This window comes from Prevotella heparinolytica (genome assembly GCF_002998535.1).
In the GTDB taxonomy this organism is placed as follows: domain Bacteria; phylum Bacteroidota; class Bacteroidia; order Bacteroidales; family Bacteroidaceae; genus Bacteroides; species Bacteroides heparinolyticus.
On the sequence record NZ_CP027234.1, the window covers coordinates 23501 to 38546 of the forward strand.

Sequence of the window (15046 nt, forward strand, 5' to 3'; positions counted from 1 at the left end):
AATGAAGTATATTACAAGGGAAGTCAGAATAGGAATAGCCGGTATAGCTGCGCTCTGCATATTGGTATATGGCATTAATTATCTGAAAGGCATCAACATGTTCAAGCCTTCCAGCTATTTCTATGTGGAATTTCAGAATGTGAACGGACTGACGAAATCCAGTCCGGTTTTTGCAGATGGTTTCCGTGTAGGCATTGTACGCGATTTGTATTATGATTATACACGGCCCGGAAAAGTGGTTGCTGAGATAGACGTCAATCCGGAACTGCGCATACCCAAAGGCAGTACGGCGGAATTGGCAGCCGAGATGCTCGGTGGCGTGAAGATGACACTGCTGCTTGCCAATAATCCGCGCGAGAAATATCAAATAGGAGATACGATTCCCGGCCTGTTGAACAACGGCGTGATGGAAAAAGTAGCCTCCATGATGCCGCAAGTAGAAAAGATGTTGCCTAAATTGGATTCTATCCTTGCCTCTTTGAATGTGATATTGGCCGACCCCTCCATACCTGCAACTCTGCACAATATGCAGCATCTGACGGCCGATATGGCTGTTACAAGCCGGCAGCTGAGGACGCTTATGCATAATGACATCCCGCAACTGACCGGTAAACTGAATAGCATAGGGGATAACTTTGTTCTCATATCAAACAACCTGAAAGAAATAGACTATGCTGCTGCCATGCAAAAAGTAGATGCTACTTTGCAGGATGTAAAAAAGATTACAGATAAGATGACAAGAAAGGATAATACCGTCGGGCTTCTGCTGAACGATTCTTCTCTATACAATAATTTAAATGTCACTACCGCCAATGCGGCAAGCTTGCTCGAAGATTTAAAAACGCATCCGAAACGCTACGTTCATTTCTCTTTGTTCGGAAGAAAAAATAAGTAAGAGAATGGCTTTATATAGATTTTGTCTAAATAATGCCCGCTAAGCAAAACATAAGAAAAAACTCATCTACTCTATACGAAAAGCAGGAAAACGGCTTTCTGCTTATATCCGCCGACTAAAATGAATACCCGGGATTTATTCGATTAATTTCCTGTATACCAGGATGTTGCATTTATGCAATACGCCGGTTTTGAGGGCGTGCTTATAAGAAAAAGATAAGTTGCTGAAAGTAAACAGCTTATTATTATCTGTGGAAAACGCAAGAAAAAACAGATTTGTTTTTTTCAAATAAGATTGCCAATTTTGCAATTGTAGAAGTTATGCTTAATCAATAAATGTAGTTATAGCCGTTATGAGTGAAATAAATCATGTCGGGCTGTGGAATCGTTGTCTTGAAATTATAAGAGACAATGTGCCGGAGCAGGCATATAAAACATGGTTTCTTCCCATCATCCCATTGAAATATGAGGACAAGACGCTGGTAGTGCAGGTGCCCAGCCAGTTCTTTTATGAGTATCTGGAGGATAAGTATGTGGACTTATTGCGAAAGACGCTCTATAAGATTATTGGTGAAGGGACGAGGTTGATGTATAATATAATGGTTGACAAGAGTTCGCGGAAAACCGTGGATTATGAATCGACCCGGCGCACCATTATTCCTCAAAAAACAGTGGTGGATAAGGTGATTCCTCAAGTCCCTGTTCCGGAACTGGATCCGCACTTAAACCCGGAGTATAACTTTGAAACATTTATTGAGGGTTACAGCAACAAGCTGTCACGCAGTGTGGCAGAAGCGGTTGCGCTCAATCCGGCTAAAACGATCTTTAATCCGTTGTTCTTGTATGGGGCTTCAGGGGTGGGAAAGACTCACTTGGCTAATGCCATCGGTACCAAGATAAAAGAGCTGTATCCGGAAAAGCGCGTATTGTATGTATCTGCCCATCTGTTTCAGGTGCAGTATACTGACTCTGTGCGCAACAACACGACCAATGATTTCATTAACTTCTACCAGACCATTGACGTTTTGATCATTGACGATATACAGGAATTTGCCGGCGTGACCAAAACGCAGAACACTTTCTTCCATATCTTCAACCACCTGCATCAGAACGGCAAGCAGCTTATTCTGACTTCCGACCGTGCGCCTGTGCTGCTGCAAGGCATGGAGGAACGCCTGATTACGCGTTTCAAATGGGGCATGGTGGCGGAACTTGAAAAGCCTACCGTAGAGCTTCGAAAGAATATTCTGAAAAATAAGATACATCGCGACGGTTTGCAGTTTCCGCAGGAGGTTATTGACTATATTGCTGAGAACGTAGGCGACAGTGTGCGCGATTTGGAAGGTATTGTCATTTCTATCATGGCTCATTCCACCATCTATAATAAAGAGATTGATCTGGAACTGGCGCAACGTATTGTTCGCAAGGTGGTGAACAGCGAAAATAAGTCCGTAACGGTAGATGATATTATCAATGTCGTATGCAAGCATTTCGGCATAGATACGGCAGTTATTCACACGAAATCCAGAAAACGTGAAGTGGTGCAGGCAAGGCAGGTGGCCATGTATCTGGCTAAAAACCATACGGATTTTTCTACTGCTAAAATCGGGTCGCTCATCGGGCAGAAGGATCATGCGACCGTATTGCATGCTTGTAAGACCATCAAGGAACTGAAAGAGGTGGATAAAACGTTCCGGGCGGAAATAGACGATATCCAGTCGGCGTTGAAGAAGCGGAATTGAAAGTGAAAGAGATTTCGGATAAATAAAGAAAAAAGTAAGCAGGGCTTCAAAAACCCTGCTTTTTCATTGTCTCCCATAAAATTTTCGATATGGCTTCGTTGTCTCTCTTTGTATAACGTACATCGGTAAAGACTTGAGCCAGCGTTTCCTTGTTGTTCTCCTGCACAAACTGCCGATTTTCGGGAAGCGATTCTTTATGAGCATACAACCGGTTGATGTCTTCGGCAGTATAGTCATGATAGACCTCTTCGTGCACGATTGCTTCCAAAGGCAGGCGGTCTGCTTGTGCCGGCAATTCGGCAGGCCATCCCACTGTGATGGTGGTAATCGGAAAGACCAGTTCGGGTAGTTCCAATGCTTCGACAATCATCTGAGGATTATAGGTTGTAGTGCCCAAATAGCAGATGCCCAGCCCTTTCTCTTCGGCAGCCACACAAAATGTTTGTGCCACTAACAGTGTATCGATAGCTCCTGTCACAAACCATTCGAAGTTGTCATATCCCGGTTCGGCATTGCGCTGCCGGCACCACTTGCTGAAACGGCGTAAATCAATGCAGAATGTAAGCACCACCGGTGCCGTTTGTACCATGGGTTGATTAAAATGGGCGGGAGCCAGCTTTGCTTTACGCTCTGCATCGTGCGTTACAATCACACTGTAAACCTGCATGTTTCCGACCGTAGAAGCCCGGAAAGAGGTTTCGAGCAAATCATTTAACAAATCAGCAGAAATATCTTTCTGTTGGTATTTTCGGATTGTTCTCCGTTGTTTCATGTTTTCCATTCTCTTCTCTCTTTTTCTGCAAAGATAATGTAAACGGAGGATAAAATGTATTGGTGCTTCTAAAATATTTGCCCTCTCTTATATGAAATTGATGAGCTTTGTGTTTTGAGAGGTGTTCCGGGTTTTCCTTTTGGGAAAACTTTTGCCCTGTTTTGTTTTTGCTAATATGTTGTTGGTAAGTGTTTTATCTGTTTGTTTTGGAAAACTTTCATTCTTGATATAAAAAGTGATGTTTTTATTTTGTAAGATGGAAAAACATTTATAGATTTGCAAACACATTTGTTAACGATAAGTACGACTTCTACAAATTTACTTATTTACAACTAAATCTTAGAGAAACAGCATCGTGGAAAAGAAAATTTATTCTTATGACGAAGCCTACAAAGAATCGTTACGATACTTTCAAGGCGACGAGTTGGCTGCCAGAGTTTGGGTAAACAAATACGCAGTCAAAGATTCTTTCGGAAATATTTACGAAAAGTCTCCGGAAGACATGCATTGGAGAATAGCCAATGAAGTGGCTCGCATAGAAGCGAAGTATCCCAATCCACTGAGTTCGGAGGAACTTTTTAATTTGCTCGACCGTTTTAAATACATTGTCCCTCAAGGAAGTCCGATGACAGGAATCGGCAACAACTATCAGGTTGCCTCCCTCTCCAACTGTTTTGTTATCGGTGTGGACGGTGAGGCCGACTCCTATGGAGCTATCTTCAAAATCGACGAAGAGCAGGTTCAGTTGATGAAACGTCGCGGCGGTGTAGGGCACGATTTGTCGCACATCCGTCCGAAAGGCTCTCCGGTGAAGAACTCGGCATTGACGTCTACCGGTCTGGTTCCTTTTATGGAACGCTATTCCAACTCAACGCGCGAAGTGGCACAGGATGGCCGGCGCGGTGCTTTGATGCTGAGTGTATCCATCAAGCACCCCGACTCGGAAGCATTTATCGATGCCAAAATGACCGAAGGCAAGGTGACCGGCGCCAATGTGTCGGTGAAGCTGACCGACGACTTCATGCAAGCTGCTGTTGACAACCAACCGTATATCCAGCAATATCCGATCGATGCTACCGAACCGATAGTGAAGAAAAATATCGATGCGTCTGCCTTGTGGAAGAAGATCGTGCATAACGCATGGAAATCCGCAGAGCCGGGCGTGCTCTTTTGGGATACTATTCTGAGAGAGTCGGTTCCTGATTGTTATGCCGATTTGGGCTATCGTACAGTGTCTACCAATCCTTGCGGTGAAATCCCGTTATGTCCGTATGACTCGTGCCGGCTGCTTGCCACCAACCTTTATTCTTATGTGGTCAATCCGTTCAAGCCCGATGCTTATTTTGACTTTGAACTCTTCAAGAAACATGTAGAGCTGGCTCAGCGCATTATGGACGACATTATCGACCTTGAGCTGGAAAAGATTGAGCGCATCATGCAGAAGATAGATGGCGATCCCGAAGGAAATGACGTGAAGCAAACCGAACGTACGCTTTGGCAGAAAATATACAAGAAGAGTGGTCAAGGACGTCGTACGGGTGTAGGCATCACTGCCGAGGGTGACATGCTTGCGGCCTTGGGCTTGCGCTATGGCACAGAGGAGGCTACTGAGTTCTCTGAGAAAGTGCACAAGACCGTGGCGCTTAGCGCTTACCGTTCGTCTGTTCGGATGGCAAAGGAAAGAGGTGCCTTTGATATTTATGATACGGAGCGTGAGAAAAACAACCCGTTCATCAACCGTCTGCGTGAGGCCGATCCTGAGATTTACGAGGAGATGAAGAAATACGGGCGTCGTAACATCGCTTGCCTTACCATTGCTCCGACCGGGACGACCAGTTTGATGACACAGACTACTTCGGGCATTGAACCCGTGTTCTTGCCTGTATATAAACGCCGTCGCAAGGTGAACCCGAACGACACGAATGTACATGTGGATTTTATCGATGAAACCGGTGACGCTTTTGAAGAGTATATCGTTTTCCACCCGAAATTCGTAACTTGGATGGAGGCACAAGGTTACAACCCGGCCCGGCGTTATACGCAGGAGGAGGTTGACGCTTTGGTGGAGAAATCTCCTTACTATAAAGCAACTTCCAACGATGTGGACTGGCTGATGAAGGTAAAGATGCAGGGACGTATCCAGAAATGGGTGGATCACTCCATCAGTGTGACCATCAATTTGCCTAACGATGTGGATGAGGAATTAGTGAACAGATTGTATGTAGAAGCATGGAAATCCGGTTGCAAGGGCTGTACGGTTTATCGTGACGGCTCGCGTTCGGGTGTGCTCATCTCTACCAAAAAGGATAAGAAAGCCGATCTGCCTCCATGCAAGCCGCCTACGGTTGTTGAAACGCGTCCCAGAATATTGGATGCTGATGTTGTACGTTTTCAGAACAATAAAGAAAAGTGGGTGGCGTTTGTCGGATTACTGGACAATCATCCTTACGAAATATTTACCGGTGTGCTGGATGACGATGAAGGCATCATTCTGCCGAAGAATGTAGTCTCCGGGCATATCATCAAGAATGTGGATGAGAACGGAAACAAGCGCTACGACTTCCAGTTTGAAAACAAGCGCGGATATAAAGTGACCATCGAAGGATTGTCCGAGAAGTTCAACAAAGAATATTGGAACTATGCCAAGCTGATTTCCGGAGTGTTGCGTTATCGCATGCCCATCGAGCAGGTTATCAAGCTGGTAGGCTCGTTGCAACTGGATAGCGAAAACATCAATACATGGAAGAACGGTGTGGAGCGTGCCTTGAAGAAATACATTCAGGATGGAACGGAAGCCAAGGGCAAGAAGTGTCCGAACTGTGGCAACGAAACATTGGTTTATCAGGAAGGTTGTCTCATCTGTAAGACGTGCGGTGCTTCCCGTTGCGGATGATGGTTTGAATGTGTTGAGGTGTTTTTGTGCCGGTTTTTCTTACCGACCGTTCATCGGTACCGGAACACAAACGTTTGCATAGGATTTTGAGAGGCTTAGGTCGCAGTAGCTGCATGATTATGAGTAATATTCCCTATACTTGCATAATCATTGCAGCTACTGCTATTTCTAAATCTAATATAATATGACACTATCATTTAATATTGAGTATCGTACCAACTGGGGCGAAGAAGTCAGAGTTCTGGGTTCTATTCCGGAATTAGGTGGCAATCGGTTTGATGAGGCATTCTCTCTGCATACAGTAGACGGTATCCATTGGACGGCGGAACTCGACATCCGGGTTCCGGAAGATAAAACAATCAGGTACAGCTACCATATCTGCAAGGATGGTAAGCCGGTACGTTCCGAATGGAATAGCCTGCCACGTATCCTGCATGTGGCAGACAATCCGAAGAAGACGTACCGTATAGAAGAGAATTGGAAGAACTTGCCGGAGCAACAGTATTTTTACACCTCCGCATTCACCGAATCTTTATTGGCGCACCATGACCGCAGTGCTGCTCCTCGTTCTTATAAGAAAGGCTTGTTGATAAAGGCCTATGCTCCTTGCATAGATAGTGACCACTGTCTGGCACTTTGTGGAAACCAAAAAACATTGGGTGATTGGAATCCTGACAAGGCGGTTCTTATGAGTGACATTGACTTTCCCGAATGGCAAATCGAGTTGGATGCCGGCAAGATAAGTTTCCCTCTGGAATATAAGTTCGTTTTATACAATAAGAAAGAAGGTCGTGTAGTGGCTTGGGAGGATAATCCTAATCGCTATGTGGCTAATCCGCAGATGGAAGCCAATGAAACATTGGTTATCGGCGATCGTTACGTGTATTTCAATCTTCCTGCCTGGAAAGGTTCGGGGGTGGCCGTGCCCGTATTCTCCCTTCGTTCGGAAAAGAGCTTTGGTGTAGGCGACTTCGGTGATTTGAAGCGTATGATTGATTGGGCGGTAGCCACTCACCAGAAGGCTGTACAGATTTTGCCCATCAACGACACCACCATGACGCATACTTGGACAGACTCTTATCCTTATAACAGCATCTCTATCTATGCTTTCCATCCCATGTACGCCGACTTGAAACAACTGGGAAAGTTGAAAGATAAAGAGCAGATGGCCGAATTCGAAAAACGCCGGAAAGAGTTGAATGCCCTGCCCACTGTAGACTACGAGGCGGTCAATAAAACGAAATGGGACTATTTCCGTCTCATATTCAAGCAGGAGGGAGAAAAAGTATTGGCTTCGGATACCTTCCGCAACTTTTATGAGGCTAATAAGGAATGGCTTCGTCCGTATGCTGTTTTCAGTTATCTGCGCGATGCTTACAAGACTCCTAACTTCCGTGAGTGGCCTCGTTATAGCACTTATGATGCTGCAGAGATAGAGACATTGTGCCGGCCTGAAGCTGCCGACTATCCGCACATCGCTATCTATTATTATATACAGTTTAATTTGCACCTGCAATTGCTTGCTGCCACCGAACATGCGCGTGCCAATGGGGTGGTGCTGAAAGGCGATATTCCCATCGGCATCAGCCGCAACAGTGTGGAGGCATGGAAAGAGCCTCATTACTTCAACCTGAACGGTCAAGCCGGTGCGCCGCCCGATGATTTCTCGGTGAACGGACAGAACTGGGGATTCCCTACCTATAATTGGGATGTAATGGAGAAAGACGGTTATGCATGGTGGATGAAACGCTTCAGTAAAATGGCGGAATACTTCGATGCTTATCGCATAGACCATATCCTTGGTTTCTTCCGTATCTGGGAGATACCGATGCATGCCGTGCACGGCTTGTTGGGGCAGTTTGTTCCTGCCTTGGGCATGACGCGCGAGGAGATAGAAAGTTACGGATTGGCCTTCCGCGAAGACCTCTTCTTGAAACCCTATATCCACGAGTACTTTCTTGAACAAATGTTCGGCCCCCATGCCGATTATGTGAAACAGACATTTATTGAACCGACGGATGTTTGGGAAATCTATCGGATGCGTCCTGAGTTCGATACCCAGCGTAAAGTAGAAGCTTACTTTGTCGGGAAAACGGATGCTGACAGTATTTGGATTCGCGATGGTCTATACGCCCTTATCAGCAATGTATTGTTTGTGCCCGACCGTACAGACCCGTATAAATACCATCCCCGTATCGCTGTGCAGCACGATTACGTCTATCGTGCACTGAACGATTGGGAGAAAGAGGCCTTTAATCGTTTGTACGACCAATATTACTACCATCGTCACAATGACTTCTGGGGACAACAGGCCATGAAGAAACTGCCGCAGCTGACACAATCTACCCGCATGCTGGTATGCGGTGAAGATTTGGGCATGATTCCCGACTGTGTGGCATGGGTAATGAATGAATTGCGTATTCTCTCTTTAGAGATACAGCGCATGCCGAAAGACCCGACGCAGGAATTCGGACACCCCGATTGGTATCCTTACCGTTCGGTGTGCACGGTCTCCACACACGACATGTCAACCCTGCGCGGTTGGTGGGAGGAAGATTTCCAGCAGACGCAGCGATACTACAACTCCATGCTCGGACATTATGGCAGTGCGCCCTCTGTGGCTACGCCGGAGCTTTGCGAGGAAGTGATACGCAAGCACCTCGAAAGCAACTCCATTCTCTGCATTCTCTCCCTGCAAGACTGGATGTCGATGGACGGAAAGTGGCGCAATCCCAATGCGGGCGAAGAGCGAATCAACGTGCCTGCCAATCCGCGGCACTACTGGCGCTGGCGTATGCATCTGACGTTGGAACAACTGATGAAAGCCGAAAGCCTCAATGAAAAGATCAGAGGGCTGATTGGGCAGACGGGCAGATTTTGAATGTGAAGAGATACGAAGGCACGGAAACGCAGAGGGGGAGAAGCCCTGTGTTTCCGTGCCTCGCTATATTCAAACAGTAAATATTTGTCTATCCCGTGAAATATCCGTAAGTTTGTGGCAAAGCAACTATCTTCGTATGTCCGGTTATATTTTTCTCGACAATCTCCTTTTCTTTGCCCATCACGGAGTAGGCGAACAAGAAACACTTTCGGGCAATGAGTTCATCGTAAACTTACGGCTGAAAGTAGACATTACGCAGGCCATGCACACGGACGATGTGGCCGATACCGTCAGCTACGCCGATGTGTACGAAGCCGTGAAAGCGGAAATGGCAGTACCTTCCCGGCTGTTAGAGCACGTCTGCGGACGAATTACCGACCGCTTGTTTCGCAACTTCCCGTTGATAGAAGAAATCCACTTGAAACTTGCCAAGCGCAATCCTCCCATGGGGGCGGATATTGAAGCGGCAGGTATAGAACTGACCCTTCAACGCTCTCTATAACTTTTATACCTTACATCTTATACGCATACACAGATGATGATAAACAGAATATACTCGGTGCTGCTTTTGTGCTTGTTTGTTTGCTGCGCCTGCTCGTCCGATAGGCAACAAGTGGAAAAACTCTTCACACAGGCCGACTCACTATTGAATATACAACCCGACAGTGCGCTGCGACTGTTGCAAGTACTGCCTGCATCGCAAGAACTATCCCGGAGCGAGAGTGCGCGTTATGCGTTGTTGCTGGCGCAAGCCACAGACAAATGCGAGAAGCCGCTTTTTCCTTGTGACTCGCTGTTGGACATTGCTTTGGACTATTATGACAACGATGAAAAGGAATGCGCACTTGCTTTGCTCTACAAAGGAAGGTTGGAAGTAGAGATGGATCAAAGTGAAAGAGCCGTCGACTTCTTCCTGAAAGGGCTGAAAGTCATTGCCAAATTTCCCGAAGAAGCAGAAACCCATAGGCATCTGCTTAGTTCGTTGGGCAATGAATACTATAATGCGAATCTCTATGAAAGAGCCGGTCGTGCCTATCGGGATCTATATAAATATTGTACGGCATACAAAGATAAAGCGATAGCGCTGAACAGCCTTGCTTCTTACTATTCTGCCATAGAGAAAGACGATTCTTCACTTGTGCTTAAGCATAAAGCCTTGAAATATGCCCGAATGGCGAAAGATTCCACCATCATTGCCATGTCGGCACACAACCTAAGCGTAGATTATTATTGGAGAGATTTACCGGATACTGCATTGCATTATGCACAGATAGCTTTACAGTGGTATTTTGGCGGTAAAATGCAGAGTCATTATTACGCTCATATAGGAAGAGTCTTTTGGGATAAAGAAAGAACGGATTCTGCCATATACTACATCAATAAGAGTTTGGAAGAAAGTACAAATATCAGAAGAAGAGCCGCTGCATTATTAGACTTATCCAACATCGAAGAAGGGCAGGGAGACTATAAGACTGCCATAGCCTATCTGCAAGAGCATGTCTCGTTGATAGACTCTTTATATGCCTCAGACCGTTCCACTGAAATACAAAAGCTTATTCATAAATATGACATACAAACCAAGATACATGCCGAAAAAGAAAGAAGCGGGAATCTATTGAGGAATATGATCACAGGCTTTGTTCTTGTTTGCTTGCTTATCATACTCTTTTTTCGCGCACGCATCAATAAAAGGAAAAGGATGCAGCGTGTTTATGGGGAAAGGTTGGCACAAACCCGGAAGGAACTTTCCATTCTGCAAAACTCTATCGAAGAGAGTCAGCACATCATTACGCTGTTGCAGCGTGAACAAAGTGGCTTGATGCAGGAAAAGGAACAGAACCAAAAAGAGATAGAAGAGCGCGAAGCGCGCATCACAAAGCTACAAGGCGAGAAAATAAACTTGCGCAACTGGCTGTTCAAGCAAAGCGCTATATATAAGAAGATAATGAAGCTCTCTGAACAAAAAGTCTCGGATAAGAAAGAACTGAGCGTTTTATCGGGCGATGAGCTGGAAAAACTGACGGAAACCATCTTCGATATTTATGCCGACTATATAGCGGAGCAAAAGAGCCGGTATGGCAAGTTGACCAAAGAAGACTTGTTGTATCTGTGCTTGGATAAAATGGGATTTTCCTCCCAAGCCATATCCCTCTGCTTTGGGAATATAGATACACATGCGCTGGCTCAAAGAAAATATCGCATAAAAGAGAAAATGCAGAACTGAAAACACGATATTGTGATTATTGAGAAAGTGATTCTTTTGTAAATCAGCATGTTGCGATTTTGAAGTGTGATTTTATTTTGGCTGTTATCCCAATTCCTTCTTTTAATTTTGCCTCCGAAACCAATTAATAAAAACAGAAATGAAGGCAAAGATATTCATCTTTCTTTTAGCGCTACTGATTGTGGCACCGATGAATGCGGTAGTAAACCTGCAAAAACGAAAGCCACATGTTAAAAAACATTTGGAGGAAGTACGTGCTGTCACTCGTTCTCCCATCAATTATACCATAGATGTAAGTGCACTAGTGGGCACTTTAAATTAAACATCGTTCTTTGAAATCTTTGATAATCGCATAGTTATGTATCTTTTTGTAGCGTGACGATTTGAATTGAAAAGTTGTTTTAGCTTTGTCCAAAAGCTCAAAACAATGAATCAAGGCAAATATATCTTCGCTCAACTTACAGATTTTCTTCCCCGTCGTGTCTTTGACCGTTTGGTAGAGAAGTATTCCGGGAATAAGAAAATCAGAACATTCACCTGTTGGAATCAGATGCTGTGCATGATCTTCGGACAACTGACCGCCCGAGACAGTATGCGTGACCTTATGCTCAGCCTTGAGGCACACAAGAACAAGTATTATCACTTGGGATTCGGTCCAACAGTTAGCCGTACCAATCTGGGGAAAGCAAACCGGAATAGAGATTATCGTATCTACGAAGAATTTGCTTATACCCTGATTGCGGAAGCCCGTAATAGCTACAACAAAAATGACTTCGAGGTGAAAGTTGACGGTAATGTTTATGCCTTTGATTCCTCCACCATAGACCTTTGTCTGAATGTTTTTTGGTGGGCGGAATTTAAGAAACACAAAGGAGGCATCAAACTTCATACCTTGTATGATGTAAAGACTTCCATACCGACAATCGTACTGGTAACCAATGCTAAAGTACATGACGTAAACATGCTGGATGAGTTGAGTTATGAAAAGGGAAGTTTCTATATCATGGATAAAGGATATGTTGACTTCACCCGTTTGCATAAGCTTCACACCAGTGGTGCTTACTTCGTTACACGTGCAAAAGATAATATGAGATTCCGTAGAATGTATTCCCGTGAAGTCGATAAAACAACCGGAATAAAATGTGATCAGATTGGAATGCTTGAAACGTATAAATCGCTCAAAGCATATCCGGACAAACTCCGGCGGGTTAAATACTACGATGAAGAACTGGACAGAGAATTTGTGTTCATCACCAACAACATGGAACTATCAGCAGAGGAAATTGCTTTGCTATACAAGAACCGTTGGCAGGTGGAACTATTTTTCAAATGGATAAAGCAACACCTGAAAGTAAAATCTTTTTGGGGCACCACGATGAATGCAGTCAAGATACAAGTGTACTGTGCCATCATAACATACTGTCTGGTTGCCATTGTCGCTTACAGATTGAAAGTTAACCGTCCAATCTACGAAATTCTACAAATTTTGAGCTTTTCTCTACTGGATAAAACGTCTGTAAGAGAGATACTTACCGATTGCGATTACAAAAATGTCAAAGAACTAAATTATAAACAATTGAAAATCAGATGGGATTAAGTGCCCAGCAGTGATGTAAGTGGTGATGAAACTTGTTTGCAAATCATGTTAAGGTTTCCCTTAAGTGATGCCGACATAATTGTTGCGGATAAAGATGGGAATACTGTAGTTTACGAACCTCAAACATCCAGTTTTGGTGGGAAAGTTTTTTATATCCATGCTCCCAAAGGTTACCCTTATACTATAGAGATATCTTCACCAGCAGTGGATATAGTGGGAGAAATCGTGTTACTATAGAGCTTTCTGATAACCGATGTTTTAATCTTGAATTAAACTCACGCTGGAATAAAAGGGAAGGTGTTTTGAACACCTATTTATGGAGCGACTGTGTTTATAAAATAATCAACAACTAAAAATACTATGAAACGGTTTTTATTTATTGAAGTGTCCAATTCTATAGCTATTGGGACTATAATAGCAAGTCTTGCTATTCTTTCTTCTTGTGAAAATAAAGAAGATGCCTCGCTTCTGCTCGAATCCGAAGAAGTCGAAACTAATTCTCATGTTATCTCTGTGGAACGAGCATTGCTGTCATTGCAAGATTTCTTGGATGCTTCTCAGGAAGAGAAAACAAGAACTGTAATGAACGATAGGAAAATCAGCGATGTTTTCGCAGTTGAGTACAAAACGCTTACAACAAGGGCTGTCTCAGCTCCAAATCTTGACTGCAAAGACCTCGTTTATGTCGCTAATTTTGAGGATAATCAAGGATTTGCAGTATTGGCGGCCGATGATCGTATTGCAGATGAAGTTATGGCTGTGACCAGTGACGGTTCGCTTTCGCGTGAGACGATTTATTCGGCAATGGAAGATATTTTTAGTAATGAACGACCCGTTGTGGAAGATTTTCCTCTTACGGGCGAAGGCTTTTTCACTGTTGATGAATATCCCGATGAAATATTTATGAATCCTAACACGGTTTCGCTGTATGACGAGAAACTGGGCGATGACTTGGTTGGTCATTTTAGCTTGGACAACACCGGAGCGGAAGATGAGAATGGCAATCCGATACTTACCAGGAGCTTATGCGAAAATCCTGACGACCACCCCGGCAGAATTGTGAGCAGTTTGTGCTTATCTTATGCCATTGACCGGATTGATAGCTATGGTGGCGGAGGAGGTGGTTCCGGTAGTGGTTCAACCAAGACCGAGACAAGCACTACCGCTTGGTCGAATGTGAAAGTTGTCGCTCCAATCTTATCAAAATATGTATCTTGGAGGCAGGAATCTCCGTTTAACGATTTATATCCCCGAAGACGGCGATATTTGCTTTTTGGAAATAGAAAAAAGGCACCGGCAGGTTGTTTCCCTTTGGCTATTTCGAAAATAATGACCCATTTTGAATATCCCAATTCATTTACATACAATGGCTACAGAGTTAATTGGAGTGTCTGAAGAACGGCTACACATCGACAGCGGGGGCACAATCGGCGGCGGCTTTGCTCAGGGCTGTCAGTGCCGGATGTGATTCATGGTACTTCTATGCGGGTACTTTTACATTTCCCGGAAAAGCAACCTCTTATATGAAATTTGCCGGTTATGATAATGCCCGGAGTTATAATTACAAATACTCAAGGGTTGTCGGTATGCTGGATAAGGGTTGTCCGTTGATAGTTTATGCAATTCCCGGTATAAATATCTTTAGAAGCCATAGTTGGAATATTGATGGCTATAAGATAAAGGCAAGGGAAATTATAACGAAGAAATATGTGGGAGGTGTTTTAAAGGAGGTCATCAACAAACCGGATACCTGCGAAATGGTGCATTGTGATTTTGGTTGGGGAGGGCCGTGTAACGGATATTACGTTTCCGGTATATTTAAATTAAACAGCTCCGATGTTGAGTTTGATAATCCATACGACAAAGGTAAGAATACTAAATATAACACTCTTGTCAAAATTGTTACATACGATAAGCCTCGATAAGTGAAACAATATTAAGTATAAAACTTCTTTAAATAGTTTTTCTATTCCTTATGCAGTTACTTCTGCAAAGGGATAGAAGACATGAAAGTTTTTTTAGTGGTCTTGAATATTAACATTT

The 15046-nt window shown here is 44.1% G+C and carries 10 protein-coding genes; 9 read left to right on the plus strand and 1 reads right to left on the minus strand.

Annotated features, from left to right (window positions below; translation table 11 throughout):
* Nucleotide 1: 1 nt before the first annotated feature.
* Nucleotides 2-895, plus strand: a complete 894-nt coding sequence (locus C3V43_RS00110; protein WP_106068077.1) for an MlaD family protein — start codon at nucleotides 2-4, stop codon at nucleotides 893-895.
* A gap of 352 nt (nucleotides 896-1247) precedes the next feature.
* Nucleotides 1248-2636: a chromosomal replication initiator protein DnaA gene (dnaA, locus tag C3V43_RS00115; RefSeq protein WP_106068078.1), complete on the plus strand. Its 1389-nt coding sequence runs from the start codon at nucleotides 1248-1250 to the stop codon at nucleotides 2634-2636.
* A 46-nt stretch (nucleotides 2637-2682) separates the two neighbouring features.
* Here dnaA and C3V43_RS00120 read toward each other — a convergent pair whose 3' ends face one another.
* Nucleotides 2683-3417 carry an NADPH-dependent oxidoreductase gene (locus tag C3V43_RS00120; protein WP_106068079.1) on the minus strand — a complete coding sequence of 245 codons (735 nt, stop codon included), beginning with the start codon at nucleotides 3415-3417 and terminating at the stop codon, nucleotides 2683-2685.
* Nucleotides 3418-3763: 346 nt separating this feature from the next.
* Between C3V43_RS00120 and C3V43_RS00130 the strand changes: the two genes are divergently transcribed.
* The 7 genes from C3V43_RS00130 to C3V43_RS15025 all read left to right on the plus strand — a co-directional run bounded on the left by C3V43_RS00130 (nucleotide 3764) and on the right by C3V43_RS15025 (nucleotide 14928).
* Nucleotides 3764-6301: an adenosylcobalamin-dependent ribonucleoside-diphosphate reductase gene (locus C3V43_RS00130; protein WP_106068081.1), complete on the plus strand. Its 2538-nt coding sequence runs from the start codon at nucleotides 3764-3766 to the stop codon at nucleotides 6299-6301.
* Between the two features lie 184 nt (nucleotides 6302-6485).
* Nucleotides 6486-9182, plus strand: a complete 2697-nt coding sequence (locus C3V43_RS00135) for a 4-alpha-glucanotransferase (protein WP_106068082.1) — start codon at nucleotides 6486-6488, stop codon at nucleotides 9180-9182.
* Nucleotides 9183-9318: 136 nt separating this feature from the next.
* Nucleotides 9319-9684 (plus strand): dihydroneopterin aldolase, encoded by a 366-nt coding sequence (gene folB, locus C3V43_RS00140; RefSeq protein ID WP_106070371.1) that lies wholly within the window; start codon nucleotides 9319-9321, stop codon nucleotides 9682-9684.
* A gap of 33 nt (nucleotides 9685-9717) precedes the next feature.
* Nucleotides 9718-11406, plus strand: a complete 1689-nt coding sequence (locus C3V43_RS00145; protein ID WP_106068083.1) for a tetratricopeptide repeat protein — start codon at nucleotides 9718-9720, stop codon at nucleotides 11404-11406.
* A 427-nt stretch (nucleotides 11407-11833) separates the two neighbouring features.
* Nucleotides 11834-13003, plus strand: a complete 1170-nt coding sequence (locus C3V43_RS00155) for an IS4 family transposase (protein ID WP_106068085.1) — start codon at nucleotides 11834-11836, stop codon at nucleotides 13001-13003.
* A gap of 360 nt (nucleotides 13004-13363) precedes the next feature.
* Nucleotides 13364-14398 carry a Spi family protease inhibitor gene (locus tag C3V43_RS00165; RefSeq protein WP_262494713.1) on the plus strand — a complete coding sequence of 345 codons (1035 nt, stop codon included), beginning with the start codon at nucleotides 13364-13366 and terminating at the stop codon, nucleotides 14396-14398.
* 44 nt (nucleotides 14399-14442) lie between these two features.
* A complete protein-coding gene (locus C3V43_RS15025) occupies nucleotides 14443-14928 on the plus strand; it encodes a C10 family peptidase (RefSeq protein WP_262494714.1) in 486 nt (161 codons plus the stop codon).
* Nucleotides 14929-15046 lie beyond the last annotated feature (118 nt).

Excerpts from the sequence above, each read along its gene's own strand:
- C3V43_RS00135 (WP_106068082.1), top strand. The coding sequence starts at position 6,486 with ATGACACTATCATTTAATATTGAGTATCGTACCAACTGGGGCGAAGAA.
- C3V43_RS00120 (WP_106068079.1), bottom strand. The coding sequence starts at position 3,417 with ATGGAAAACATGAAACAACGGAGAACAATCCGAAAATACCAACAGAAA.
- dnaA (WP_106068078.1), top strand. The coding sequence starts at position 1,248 with ATGAGTGAAATAAATCATGTCGGGCTGTGGAATCGTTGTCTTGAAATT.
- C3V43_RS00145 (WP_106068083.1), top strand. The coding sequence starts at position 9,718 with ATGATGATAAACAGAATATACTCGGTGCTGCTTTTGTGCTTGTTTGTT.
- C3V43_RS00165 (WP_262494713.1), top strand. The coding sequence starts at position 13,364 with ATGAAACGGTTTTTATTTATTGAAGTGTCCAATTCTATAGCTATTGGG.
- C3V43_RS00155 (WP_106068085.1), top strand. The coding sequence starts at position 11,834 with ATGAATCAAGGCAAATATATCTTCGCTCAACTTACAGATTTTCTTCCC.
- C3V43_RS00110 (WP_106068077.1), top strand. The coding sequence starts at position 2 with ATGAAGTATATTACAAGGGAAGTCAGAATAGGAATAGCCGGTATAGCT.
- folB (WP_106070371.1), top strand. The coding sequence starts at position 9,319 with ATGTCCGGTTATATTTTTCTCGACAATCTCCTTTTCTTTGCCCATCAC.